The sequence below is a fragment of the Burkholderia anthinoferrum genome (assembly GCF_002925705.1).
GTDB classification, from domain to species: domain Bacteria; phylum Pseudomonadota; class Gammaproteobacteria; order Burkholderiales; family Burkholderiaceae; genus Burkholderia; species Burkholderia semiarida.
Window position 1 is genome coordinate 699,345 of the sequence record NZ_LFZP01000052.1, and the last position, 11,962, is coordinate 711,306.

14 protein-coding genes are annotated in these 11,962 nt (G+C 69.9%); 9 read left to right on the plus strand and 5 right to left on the minus strand.

All coding sequences use genetic code 11. The annotated features are described in order from the left end of the window. The first annotated feature begins 83 nt into the window (after window positions 1-83). Both C5F75_RS25830 and C5F75_RS25835 read left to right on the plus strand, forming a co-directional pair. Window positions 84-536: a MarR family winged helix-turn-helix transcriptional regulator gene (locus tag C5F75_RS25830; RefSeq protein ID WP_059582960.1), complete on the plus strand. Its 453-nt coding sequence runs from the start codon at window positions 84-86 to the stop codon at window positions 534-536. A 154-nt stretch (window positions 537-690) separates the two neighbouring features. Beyond that, a complete protein-coding gene (locus C5F75_RS25835; protein WP_059582963.1) occupies window positions 691-1,110 on the plus strand; it encodes an organic hydroperoxide resistance protein in 420 nt (139 codons plus the stop codon). 110 nt (window positions 1,111-1,220) lie between these two features. Here C5F75_RS25835 and C5F75_RS25840 read toward each other — a convergent pair whose 3' ends face one another. Both C5F75_RS25840 and C5F75_RS25845 read right to left on the minus strand, forming a co-directional pair. Next, on the minus strand, window positions 1,221-1,397 hold the full coding sequence (locus C5F75_RS25840) for a DUF3563 family protein (RefSeq protein WP_069618521.1): 177 nt from the start codon (window positions 1,395-1,397) through the stop codon (window positions 1,221-1,223). 80 nt (window positions 1,398-1,477) lie between these two features. Then, window positions 1,478-2,584 carry an extracellular catalytic domain type 1 short-chain-length polyhydroxyalkanoate depolymerase gene (locus tag C5F75_RS25845; protein ID WP_059582966.1) on the minus strand — a complete coding sequence of 369 codons (1,107 nt, stop codon included), beginning with the start codon at window positions 2,582-2,584 and terminating at the stop codon, window positions 1,478-1,480. Between the two features lie 259 nt (window positions 2,585-2,843). Here C5F75_RS25845 and C5F75_RS25850 point away from each other — a divergent pair, with 259 nt between their 5' ends. The 4 genes from C5F75_RS25850 to C5F75_RS25865 all read left to right on the plus strand — a co-directional run bounded on the left by C5F75_RS25850 (window position 2,844) and on the right by C5F75_RS25865 (window position 5,919). Next, window positions 2,844-3,542: a phosphatase PAP2 family protein gene (locus C5F75_RS25850; RefSeq protein ID WP_059582970.1), complete on the plus strand. Its 699-nt coding sequence runs from the start codon at window positions 2,844-2,846 to the stop codon at window positions 3,540-3,542. Window positions 3,543-3,670: 128 nt separating this feature from the next. Then, a complete protein-coding gene (gene modA, locus C5F75_RS25855) occupies window positions 3,671-4,465 on the plus strand; it encodes a molybdate ABC transporter substrate-binding protein (protein WP_059582973.1) in 795 nt (264 codons plus the stop codon). A 10-nt stretch (window positions 4,466-4,475) separates the two neighbouring features. Beyond that, on the plus strand, window positions 4,476-5,153 hold the full coding sequence (modB, locus tag C5F75_RS25860) for a molybdate ABC transporter permease subunit (RefSeq protein ID WP_059582975.1): 678 nt from the start codon (window positions 4,476-4,478) through the stop codon (window positions 5,151-5,153). 64 nt (window positions 5,154-5,217) lie between these two features. Further along, window positions 5,218-5,919 (plus strand): sulfate/molybdate ABC transporter ATP-binding protein, encoded by a 702-nt coding sequence (locus C5F75_RS25865; protein WP_059582977.1) that lies wholly within the window; start codon window positions 5,218-5,220, stop codon window positions 5,917-5,919. A 183-nt stretch (window positions 5,920-6,102) separates the two neighbouring features. On the opposite strand, the gene C5F75_RS25870 is transcribed toward C5F75_RS25865, so the two are convergent. From C5F75_RS25870 to C5F75_RS25880, 3 genes are all read right to left on the minus strand, one after another. Beyond that, window positions 6,103-6,939, minus strand: a complete 837-nt coding sequence (locus C5F75_RS25870; RefSeq protein WP_059583152.1) for a TOBE domain-containing protein — start codon at window positions 6,937-6,939, stop codon at window positions 6,103-6,105. A gap of 53 nt (window positions 6,940-6,992) precedes the next feature. Then, the gene (locus C5F75_RS25875) at window positions 6,993-8,612 is read right to left on the minus strand and encodes a CHAD domain-containing protein (RefSeq protein ID WP_059582979.1); all 1,620 of its coding nucleotides are present in this window, start codon (window positions 8,610-8,612) and stop codon (window positions 6,993-6,995) included. A gap of 152 nt (window positions 8,613-8,764) precedes the next feature. Continuing rightward, window positions 8,765-9,148: a tautomerase family protein gene (locus C5F75_RS25880; RefSeq protein WP_059582981.1), complete on the minus strand. Its 384-nt coding sequence runs from the start codon at window positions 9,146-9,148 to the stop codon at window positions 8,765-8,767. 113 nt (window positions 9,149-9,261) lie between these two features. Between C5F75_RS25880 and C5F75_RS25885 the strand changes: the two genes are divergently transcribed. The 3 genes from C5F75_RS25885 (at window position 9,262) to C5F75_RS25895 (ending at window position 11,930) form a co-directional block, all read left to right on the plus strand. Next, on the plus strand, window positions 9,262-10,119 hold the full coding sequence (locus C5F75_RS25885; protein ID WP_059582984.1) for a LysR family transcriptional regulator: 858 nt from the start codon (window positions 9,262-9,264) through the stop codon (window positions 10,117-10,119). A gap of 40 nt (window positions 10,120-10,159) precedes the next feature. Next, a complete protein-coding gene (locus C5F75_RS25890) occupies window positions 10,160-11,083 on the plus strand; it encodes a DMT family transporter (RefSeq protein WP_059583155.1) in 924 nt (307 codons plus the stop codon). 67 nt (window positions 11,084-11,150) lie between these two features. Then, window positions 11,151-11,930 carry a sensor histidine kinase gene (locus C5F75_RS25895; RefSeq protein WP_059582985.1) on the plus strand — a complete coding sequence of 260 codons (780 nt, stop codon included), beginning with the start codon at window positions 11,151-11,153 and terminating at the stop codon, window positions 11,928-11,930. Window positions 11,931-11,962 lie beyond the last annotated feature (32 nt).

Consider the following 11,962-nt stretch of genomic DNA (forward strand, 5'->3'; position numbering starts at 1 on the left):
CCGGCCCCCTGTTCAGCCAAACCTTTTGCGCGCAAAATAATTCGTGTGCAAATCGTTCGCGCATCGGATGCGCTTCCCGAACCATGGATCGCCTGCCCGCGCTGCCCCAGACACTCGACGAGCAACTCTGCTTCGCGCTTTATTCGACTTCGCACGCGATGACGAAGGCGTACAAGCCGCTGCTCGACAAGCTGTCGCTGACCTATCCGCAATATCTCGCGATGCTCGTGCTGTGGGAGCGCGACGACATGGCCGTGAAGGACATCGCCGCGCGGCTCGACCTCGATCCGGCCACGGTCACGCCGCTGCTCAAGCGACTGGAGGCGCTCGGCTACGTCGAGCGCGCGCGAAGCGCGACCGACGAACGCGTCGTCAACGTGCGCGTAACGCCGGAAGGCCGTGCGCTGAAGGAGCGCGCGCGCTCGGTGCCCGCCGACCTCTTTTGCGCGATGCAACAGACACCCGAATTCCTGATCAGGCTGCGCGCCGATCTGCAGCAGTTGCGCGACGCTTTGTCGGCGGCCAACGAACGCTGACGCTCGAGCTCGGATCGACCGCCCGGCGTGCCGAGTTTTTTCTTCGAAATTTAATTTGCACACTAATGATTTGTGCTCTATATTTGCTTCGTGGCCGGCGACACCCCGTCGGACCGGACCGCTTTCTCCCTCTCTTCCCGACAGGAGCAGCACGATGAACATTCTGTACAAGACCAGCGCCACGAGCACGGGCGGCCGCGACGGCCGCGCGGTTTCCGCCGACCACAAGCTGGAAGTGAAGCTGGCCGCGCCGCGCGAACTCGGCGGCACGGGTGCGGAAGGCACGAATCCGGAGCAGCTGTTTGCCGCAGGTTACTCGGCCTGTTTCCTGAGCGCGATGAAATTCGTCGCGGGCCAGAACAAGCAGACGCTGCCGGCCGACACGCAAGTCACGGCGGAGGTGGGCATCGGCCCGAACGACGCAGGCGGCTTCGGGCTCGACATCGAGCTGCGCGTGTCGCTGCCGGGGCTCGACAAGGCCGACGCGCAGGCGCTGGTCGACAAGGCGCACCACGTGTGCCCGTATTCGAACGCCACGCGCAACAACGTGCCGGTGCGGCTGACGCTCGTCTGACGGCCGCAGGTTCCGGCAGGATGCAAAAAGGGCGCGTGCGGCATCGTGCCGCACGCGCCCTTTTGCGCGATTCGTCGAACTGGCGGGCCGGCAAGGCCCGCGTGCGCTGCTTAGCGCGCGCCGATCGAATACGGGCGGTTCATTGCCGCGTCGCGATCGATCTTGCGCATGCGGAATTCGAGATCGTAGATGTCGGTGGCTTCGGCCAGGTACGCGTCGGCGCGCTCTTTCGCAGCCTTTTCGGCGTTCTTGGTCAGCATCAGGAAGAGGTGGCTCAGCAGGTACATGGTCGATCTCGCTGTTCAAAGGTTCTGGACTAGGGTTTTCCCGAATTATAGGGAAAACCCTAGGCTTTGACCAGCATCGATCAGACGGTGCGTCGTTCCGTCGCCACAGTGCGGCGATAGGTTTCGAAAAAGGACCAGATCATCGCGCTTGCGTCGGGGCCGACCGCCGCGTGAAACGGCACGGCTTCGTCGCCGCCGGCCCACGCGTGGGCGAGCCCTTTCACGTGACACAGCCGCACGACTGGCTCACCGTCGCGACACACATCGGTGATCTGCACACCCGTTTCGCGCGTCTCGACGCGCTCGCCGCCGCGCAGCGCACCGCGGCTGTCGGCAAGCCCGTTCAGGCGCATGAACTGCACGGTCAGTTGATCGGCATTCTTCGGCGCGACGACATGATCGCCGTCGCCCTGGACGATCAGCACGGGCATGCCGGGATACGCACCGGTATCGACCAGCGCATCGACCGCCGCGGCCGGGTTCTGGCGCAGGCCGCGCCGCATCACGTCCATCGCGGTAATGCCGGAGTTCGCCTCGCCGAGCGCGGGGCCCGAGTGCAACGCGATCGCCGCGAAGCGCTCCGGATGGTGCAGTGCAAGAAGCGACGCGAGCCCCGCGCCGGCCGACAGCCCGGCGACGTAGACGCGCGACGCGTCGAAACCGTGCTCGTCGACCAGCGCGTCGACCAGCGACGCCACCGTGTCCGCCTCGCCGCGCCCCGCGCGGTCGGTGTCTTCATACCAGTGCCAGCAGCCGTGCGCGTGCGCGCGCAGCGACTGTTCCGGATACAGCACCGCGAAGCCGTGCTTGTCGGCCAGCAGGTTCATCCGCGTGCCCTGCGCGAATTCGTCCGCCGACTGCTGACAGCCGTGCAGCATCACGACGAGCGGCATCGCGCCGCGCCGCCGGCCGGGCGGTACGTAGAGCCCGTATGCGAGGTTCTGGACGAGCCGCCCGAGCGCGGGCGTCATCGGATGTTCGCCGCGCGTCCACTCACCCGCCGCCCATGCGGCCGCGCGCGGCCGTACGCGCGATTCGCGTGGCGGGGACAGATCGGACACGGCGGGAGAGGCGGCCTCGAGTGCGTCGCGCGCGATGCGTTGCGCATCGCGCGCGCCGCGCTTGGCGGCCGGAGACAGCATGCGTTTCATGCCGCCCAGCCACACCTTGGTCAGACTTTTGGTCATCGATCGGGCTCGCAGTCAGGAAAAATAAGGGCGCCATGAAAGCGCCGCCATGGGTGCAGCGTTCAGCTTTGTGCAATGCACCATAGCATTGTTTCTGGGATTTTTCCTGCGCGCCGATAGTTCCCGGCGGCGCAAAAAACGGGCCTCATGCGGACGCGGCGCTATACTGGGGTTTCGCCGCTTGTATCCGTTGTAGTCGTTCTGCCCGGCTCGCGCGTTGATTTAAGCATTCTCCCCGCCTTCGTTCGTCCCCTTCCCGATGTTCGACCTGCCCTCTCACCTGTGGATCATGATCACCGCGTTCGGCGGCGCCGGCCTGACCTTGCCGCTCGCGATCACGATTGCCGTGTGGCTCGCGCTCGGCTATTCGTGGCAACGCGCGGCCGCATGGCTCGGCGTGCTCGCGGCCGCGATCGGCGTGGTGGCGCTCACGAAGATCGCGTTCCTCGGCTGGGGCATCGGCATCCGCGCGTGGGATTTCACCGGGTTCAGCGGCCATGCGATGCTGTCGACGTCGGTGTATCCGGTTGCGATTTTCCTCGCGCTGATCCGCACGCGCACGCCGCTGCGGATCGCCGGCATCGCGCTCGGGCTGACGGCCGGGATCGCGGTCGGCGTGTCGCGCGTCGCGCTCGACGCGCATTCGCCGTCCGAATCGATCACCGGCTGCATCGTCGGCGCGCTCGCCGCGCTCACGTTCATCGCCGGCTCGTGGCGCGCGGTGCCGCACCGCTGGTCGGTGCCCGCGGTCGTCGCGAGCCTCGCGCTCGTCACCGTGGCGCTGCACGGCATCGCGGTGCCGTCACACCGCTGGGTGACCAAGGTCGCGCTGGAACTGTCGGGGCACGAGCGCCCGTTCGTCCGCGCGCGCTGGAAGGCCAACCCGAACTACCATCCCGCGTCGCAGCCGTCGTCGCTGCAGCGCACCGAATCGGCGCCGCATACGCTTCACGCGTGACCGGCTGCCGGGCCGCTCCTTTTCACGTCCGACCATTTCATGCGCACCGCCGCATGAGCAGTATGCCGAGCGTTATAACCCGCCCTATATTACGATTACGGTTTCCTCCCGTTCAAAGCGAATCCGCCATGCGCTCAACCGTCCGCCCGCTTCGCCGCACCCTGCTTCGCCTGCTGCCGCTCGCCGCCCTTGCCGCCGGGTTCGCGTTCAGCGCGCCCGCTTCGGCCGCCGACGAACTGGTCGTGTCGGCCGCCGCCAGCCTGACGAACGCGTTCAAGGCCGTCGGCGACGCGTACGAGAAGCAGCATCCGGGCACCAGGGTGCTGCTCAACTTCGGCGCATCGGACGTGCTGATGCAGCAAATCGCCAAGGGCGCGCCGGCCGACGTGTTCGCATCGGCCGACCAGAAGGCGATGGATCGCGCGGTGAACGAAAAGGTGATCGCGCCCGGCACACGCCGCGATTTCGCGGCGAACTCGCTGGTGCTGATCGTGCCGGCCGACAGGCACGCGGCCGCGCCGACGTCGCTGAACGACCTGGCCGCGCCCGGCGTGAAACGCATCGCATACGGCGACCCGGCGTCGGTGCCGGTCGGCCGCTACACCGAGGGCGCGCTGCGCGCGGCCGGTGTGTGGGAGGCGGTCAGCGCGAAGGGCGTGCTGGCCGCCAACGTGCGCCAGAGCCTCGACTACGTCGCGCGCGGCGAGGTCGACGCGGGCTTCGTGTTCGGTACCGACGCCGCGATCATGCCGGGCCGCGTGAAAGTCGCGCTGACGGTGCCGACCCGGACGGCCATCACCTACCCGATCGCGGTGGTCAAGGACAGCCGCCACGCCGCGCAGGCGCAGTCGTTCATCGATTTCGTCGCGTCGCCGCAGGGCCAGGCCGTGCTGTCGACGTTCGGCTTCAAGCCCGCCCAGTGAGCGACTCGCGATGCAAGACGCCTGGGTCCCGCTGCTGCTGTCGCTGAAGGTTGCCGGCTGGGCGACCGCGCTCGACGTCGTGCTCGGCGTCGCGGCCGCGTTCGTGCTCGCGCGCTGGCGCTCGCCGCTGCGCGACGTCGTCGATTCCGTGCTGACGCTGCCGCTCGTACTGCCGCCGACGGTACTCGGCTATTACCTGCTCGTGCTGCTCGGCCGGCGCGGCGTGTTCGGCGCGTGGCTCGACACGCTCGGCATCGAGCTGGTGTTTACGTGGCAAGGCGCGGTGATCGCGTCGATGGTCGTCGCGTTTCCGCTGATCCTGAAATCGGCGCGCGCGGCGTTCGAAGGCGTCGATCCGCATCTCGAGCGCGCCGCGCGCACGCTCGGGCTCGGCGAAGCCGCGGTGTTCTTCCGCGTGACGCTGCCGCTCGCCGCGCGCGGGATCCTGGCGGGGGCGTTGCTCGCGTTCGCGCGCGCGCTCGGCGAATTCGGCGCGACGCTGATGATCGCCGGCAACCTGCCCGGCCGCACGCAGACGCTGTCCGTCGCCATCTACGCGGCCGTGCAGGCCGGCGACGACAATACGGCCAATTTCCTCGTGCTGGTGACGTCGATCACCTGCGTGCTGGTGCTGCTCGCGACCGGCTGGCTCGTACCATCGGGCGCACGGCGGAGCCAACCGACATGAAGCGCGTGCCCTGTCCGCATCGCCGGTGCCGTCCGGCAGCCGGCCCGCTTCGGCGGAGGCCCGCATGAGCCTCGTCGTCGACATCCGCAAGACCTACGCGAACGCCGAGCGCCGCTTCACGCTCGATGTGTCGTTCACGGCGGCGATGCAGCGCGTCGTGCTGTTCGGGCCGTCCGGCGCGGGCAAGAGCATGACGCTGCAGGCGATCGCCGGGCTGCTGACGCCCGACGCAGGCACGATCACGCTGAACGGCGAGCCGCTGTTCGACGCCGCGCGCCGCATCGACGTGCCGACCCGCGAACGCCGTGTCGCGTACCTGTTCCAGGACTACGCGCTGTTTCCGCATCTGAACGTGCGGCAGAACATCGCGTTCGGGCTCACGTCCGGGCTGCGCAACCCGCGCGCGAGGACGGTGCCGCCGGAAGTCGCGTACTGGCTGCGCGCGTTCGACCTCGAATCGCTCGCGGGGCAGTATCCGTCGCAGCTATCGGGCGGGCAGAAGCAGCGCGTCGCGCTCGCGCGCGCGCTGGTCGCGCAGCCGCGCATCCTGCTGCTCGACGAACCGTTCGCGGCGCTCGACGGCGCGATGCGCCAGCGCATGCGTCACGAGCTCGCCGAACTGCAGGCGCGGCTCGACATCCCGATGGTGCTGATCTCGCACGACCCCGACGACGTCGCCGCGTTCGGCGACCAGGTCGTGCAGTTGAGCGAAGGACGCGTGCAGGCCAACTCGCCGCACGCCGAGTGGCCGACGCGCGTCACCTGAGCGCGCGACGCCGTGGTCGTGAGCGTGGCGCTGGCCGCCGCGTTGGAGCCTGGGAGAAGCCGCGTCGCGGCACATGCTGAAAGCGGAAACGAAGTCGGTGCGATGCACACACGCGTGCGGCACCGGCTTCACCCCGCCCCGCACGACGGCCGCCGGCCAACGGAAGCCGCACTGCCGGCCGGGTCAGCCCGTCACCGCCAGAATCACGCTCGACGCCTTGAACAGCGCGATGGCCCGCCGGCCCGCGTCGAGCTGCAACGCATCGACGCTGTCGTTGGTCACGACGGCCGTCAGCGTTCCGCCGCCGTCGAGCGCCAGCGTCACCTCGCTGTTCACCGCGCCCGCCGCGACGGCTTCCACGCTGCCGTGCAGCCGGTTGCGCGCGGAAACTTTCAGGTCGGGCCCGCCATCGTCGACCGCGAGCACGACCCACGACGCCTTCACCAACGCGCACGCGTGCTCGCCTTCCCGCAGCCCGAGCGCGTCGGCGCTTTCGTGCGTCAGCACGGCGACGACGGCTTGCCCGCCAGGCAGCGCAAGCGTCACCTCGTCGTTGACGGTGCCGCGAACGATCGACGCGACCTTGCCGAACCACTGGTTGCGCGCGCTCGTCTTCATCCCGATCCGGCCGATCAGCGCCCAGTCGACGTCGAAGCCGGCAACGGCCGCGCTCGCGGCCTCGATGAAGCGGCGATGCTCGCGCTCGATCGCGCGGAACGCGGCGATCAGCGACGTCGCGCGCGGCGTCAGCGTCGTGCCGCCGCCGCCCTTGCCGCCCGTCGCACGCGCGACGAGCGGCTCGCCGGCGAGATTGTTCATCGTGTCGACCGCGTCCCACGCGGCCTTGTAGCTGAGGCCGACGGCCTTGGCCGCGCGCGTGATCGAACCGGTGTCGCCGATCGCCGCGAGCAGCGCGATGCGCGTCGCGCCGCCGAGCGTCCGTTCGCCGGCGCGCAACCACAGCTCGCCGCCCAGTTCGAGCGGTCCGGCGGACGAGGAAGAAGGCGGGGCGTCGGTCATCATCGGCATGCGTGCGGGAAACGGGCGGCCATTATAGGGGGGGGGCGCGGCGCTCAGCCCGGCTTGCCGTCGAGCTTCGGCGGCCGCAGGCTGGCCAGCAGCGCCTCGGCGTCGCGCGCCGCGCGCTGTTCGAGCGCGGCGCCGTAGCCGCGCACGAAACCGAGCTGATACGGCGGTGCCCCCAGTTGCTCGAGATGGTGAAGCGCGACCATCGCGTCGTTCGCCTCGCCAAGGACGCCCTGCACGCGCGCCAGCGTCTTGACCGTCTCGTTGCGCGTGCGGCGCGACGCCAGCGACGCGAAGAATTCGAGCGCGTAGCGCAGCCGCTTCGCATCGATCCGCACCTGATGGCGTGCCGCCGTGTCGAGCGACGTGAGCGACGGCGAGCCGTAGAGATGACCGAACAGCCGCCGCACGCGCTTGGTCGCGTGACGCCGCAGCGACGGCGCGTCGTCGCCGTCGGCCGCCGGCAACGCGAGCGTGCCCAGCCATTCGAGCCAGCCGAGCGTCAGCCGCGCATAGCGGGCCGAATGCAGCGCCTGCCGCAGCTCGACGCGCGCGGCCATCGACTGCGCGCGGGCCGCGTCGAGCGTGCCGTCCCAGTCGCCGCCGCCGCCGTCGGCCGCGATCAGCGCAGGCAGGCTCTCGGTCGCGAACACGTCCCAGTCGCGCACCGTGCCGAGCAGCGCGGCGAGCCAGCGCAGGTCGACGCCGAGCGTGTCCTTCCATCGACGATCGGTGAAGCGCGGGAAGAAGCGCATCAGCGTGCGCAGGCGGCGCAGCGCGACGCGCATCTGGTGGACGAATTCGGGATCGTCGCGATCGAGCACGCCACGCTCGTTGCCGAGCCACTGCGCGGTGATGTCGCCGGACAGCGCGAACAGCGCGGCGCGCTGCGTGCGGATGCCGGTCAGGTCGACGGGCTGCGCCTTGACCAGCATGGCGGCCACCGGGCCGCCCGCACAGGCGCGGTCGATCACGCTCGTCAGTTGCACGAACGCGGGCCATGCGCCGCTCAGTTCGCGCGCCGCGGCGAACAGCGCGTGCAGCGCGGCCGTGCGCGCGGCAACGGTGTCCCAGTCGGGCGCGGCCAGGCGCAGCTCGACGTAGCGGCGCGGCGGCTCGCCGCCGCCGTGCAGCGTGATGTCGTCGAGCGTCATTTCGACCACGACGCCGCTGTCGTCGGCCCAGCGCCCGCGCCGCCGTTCGCTGACGATGCGCGGCGCCGATGCCTGGGATCGCGCTTCGTCGGTGTCCGGTGCAACGCCGTTCACGTCGGCAGCCGGCGCGTCGGCATCGGCTGCGGCACGCGTCGCGGGTATCGGCAGCGGCGCCGCGACGACGATGCCCGCGTGCTCCGCGTCGAACAGTTCGCGCTGCGTGACGCCGGGCGCGAACGCCTCGGTGCGCGACGCGACGACCCGCGTGCCATGCGCGTTCGATTCGACCCAGGTCCACCAGCTCGCGCCCGGGCTGCGCTCGGCCTCTTCGATCTGGCACGGCTCGATCGTCACGCGCTCGTGGCCACGCCGCATCCGGACCTGCGGGCAGATCCGCCACGCACGCACGAGTTCGGCGCCGAAGTCGCGCTGCGCGCCACGGGCACGGCTCGCGCCCTTGACCGGCCACCCTTCCAGCGACAACGACAACACGATTTCCAGCACACGCGACATGGAGGCTCCCGCACAAGAAGGATCGCCGGCGCATCCACCGCGCCGGCGTCGCTCGTGAAGCAGCTTCCATAGTACACGCCCCAAAAGGGCGCAGGCGACGATCCGGCCCTGTCTCCGTGTGGCACGTCAAACCGGCAGGTCAAGCCGGTACGTCAGACGGCATATTGCGCGATGCCGTTGCCGAACGACCAGTTCTCCTTGAGTACCTCGACAAGGCTGATGAATACGTCTTCCTGCCGCACGCCGGGCTGCTGCGCGAGGTTCTCGGCGATCGTCCGGTACAGCGCCCGCTTCTGCTCCAACGTGCGCGTGTTGTTCGCGGTGATCTGGATCATCACGAGATCGTCGCTGCGTTCGATATCGAGGTAATGGCGGCCGAACACGAAGTTGTCAGGCGCATGCTCGGTCACGACCATGAAGATGTCGTCCTCGGGTACGTTGAACGTCTGTATCAGCGCGCGCTGCACGCCGTCGACGAGGGCCCTGCGGTAGGCGGCCGGTTTACCTTCGCGTACGGCGATACGAGTGAATGGCATGGTCCTGCTCCTGTTGGTGAGTAACGTTGAAGAACGAAAACACAGCGTCAGGTTAGGCTCGTCAATCTATAATGAACAGTCATTGATGAATATTTCATTCATTTTCATTTGAAATGAAAGTACTCGATCTCGATGCCGTGCGCGCGTTCGTGCTGGTCGCCGATCTCGCGAGCTTCACGCGCGCCGCCGATGCGCTCGGCACCACGCAATCGGCCGTCAGCCTGAAGCTCAAACGGCTGGAAGCCCACCTCGGCAAGCCGCTGCTGGCGCGCACGCCGCGCGTCGTCAAGCTGGCCGCCGACGGCGAGCATTTCCTGCCGGCCGCCCGCGCGCTGCTCGACGCGCACGAGCATGCGCTCGGCGCGATCTCGACCGGCACGGTGCGCCTGTCGCTCGGCGTCAGCGAGCACGTCGCGGTGCCCGACCTGCCGGCCGTGCTCACGAGCCTGCACCGCCAGGATCCGGGGCTGTCGCTGGAAATGCATCTCGGGGCGTCGACGAGCCTGCTCCCGCAGTACGACGAACGGCGGTTCGACGCGGTGATCGTCCGGCACGAGCCCGGCGAAGACCCGCCGCGCGACGACGGCACGCTGCTGTTCACCGAGCCGCTGGCGTGGCTCGCCGCGCCCGACTGGGCGCCGCGCGCAGGCGAGCCGCTGCCGCTCGCGGTGCTGGCCGGCCCCTGCGGCGTGCGGGCGGCCGCGCTGCGCGCGCTCGACCGCGCGGGGCTGCCGTGGCGCGAGCGCTTCACGGGCGGCGGAGTCGCGGCGGTCTCGGCCGCCGCCGCGGCGGGGCTGGCCGTCTGCCCGCTCGCGCGGCGCGTCGCCCCGCGCACGCTGGTCGACGTCGGCGCGAAATTCGGGCTGCCGGCGCTGCCGCAATCGCAGGTCGTGCTGTATTCGCGCGTCCGCGACGCCCGCGCCGCCGCCGCGCTGCGCAGGTTTGCCGACAGCCTGGCAATCTCGGCGTAAACTAGCGGCCCCGCCGCCCGTAATCTCCAGACGAATGCCGATGAAGCCCGACGCCCGCAAGCATCTCCGCGCCAACCTGCTGATGCTCGGCGCCGCCGCGATCTGGGGCTCCGCGTTCGTCGCGCAACGCCTGAGCCTCGACGTGATCGGGCCGTTCCTGTTCACCGGGCTGCGCTTCCTGCTCGGCGCGCTCGTGCTGGCGCCGCTGCTGATGCTGAATCCGGCGTCGCGCGCGCAGCTCGCGGCGATCCGCCGCGGCCCGGCGCGGCTGCTGCCGGGCCTCGCGCTCGGCGGGCTGCTCGCCGTGTCGATCTCGCTGCAGCAGGTCGGCCTGCAATACACGCGGATCGCCAACGCCGGCTTCATCAGCTCGCTGTACGTCGTGATCGTGCCGCTGATGGGCGTGTTCGCGCGCCACCGGATCGGCGCGGGCACGTGGTTCGGCGCGTTGCTGGCCGCGATCGGCCTGTATTTCCTGAGCATCGACGAGCACTTCTCGGTGCTCTACGGCGACTGGTTCCAGCTCGCGGGCGCCGTCATCATCGCCGCGCACGTGATGGCGGTCGGCCATCTCGCGAAACGCCACGATCCGCTCGTGCTCGCGTTCCTGCAGTTCGCCGTGTGCGGCGTGGCGTGCCTCGCCGTCGGCCTGGCGGTCGAGCCGGTCAGCGTCGCGATGCTGCGCGGCGCGCTGCCCACGCTGCTGTACGGCGGGCTGCTGTCGGTCGGCGTCGGCTATACGCTGCAGGTCGTCGCGCAACGCGACGCGGCGCCCGCGCACGCGGCCGTGATCTTCAGCATGGAAGGCGTGTTCGCGGCGATCGCCGGGTGGGCCGCGCTCGGCGAAACGCTGACGCTGCGCGCGCTCGTCGGCTGCGCGTTGATGCTGGCCGGCCTGCTCGCGTGCCAGTTGCTGCCGAACGGCGCCGCGCCGAAAAAGGACGAGGACGCGCTGCCGGCGTGATCGCCACCGTCCCTATAATGACGATTCGCGTGACCCTTACGCCAACCGTTTCCGACAGGCCAGCTCCGTGACGCCCCATTCCGTCGATCCCGCCGCCGACCTGCTGCGCGAACGCGCAGCGCACTACGCCGCCCAGGCGGCGCTGTTCCTGCGCGACCAGGCGCTCTCCACCGCGTCGCACGACCTGCGCAGCCCGCTGAACGCGATGCACAGCTGGGCCTACGTGCTCGAACGCCAGCTCGCCAATGCCGATCCGAACCTGCAGCGCGCGCTCGCGGGCATCCGCACCGGCATCGACCAGCAGGTCGCGCTGATCGACGACGTGCTCGACGCGCCGCGCGCGCAAACGCGCACGCTCGCGCTCGCGCCGCAGCGGTTCGCGCTGCGCGCGCTGCTCGACGACACGCTGGCGCTCGTGCGCTTCGCGCTCGCCGACGCACGCGAGGTCGCGCTCGACGCGACGCTGCCGGACGGCGAGCCGTCGCTCGCCGTCGATCGCGAACGCGTCGCGCAGGCGCTCTGGACCCTGCTGACGACAGCCGTCGAGGCCAGCGCCGCGGGCAGCCGCGTCGCGTTCGCATGCACACGCGACGGCGCGCAGTTCACCGCGCGCGCCACGTGCACCGTGAACGCCGACGTGCTCGTCGATCCCGCGCGGCCGCACGTATTCGAATCGTTCGCGCGGCGCGAGATGCTGCGCGAGCGCGACGCGAAACGCAGCGCGTGGACGCTGGCGCTGTGCCAGCGCGTCGCACTCGCGCACGGCGGCACGTTCGCGCACGACGCGTTCGCCGACGGCGCGCCCGCCACCATCACGTTCTCGATTCCGTGCGAGGCGCCGGTGTAAGCGGTCGGCCGCCCGAAACATTACAACTTCCT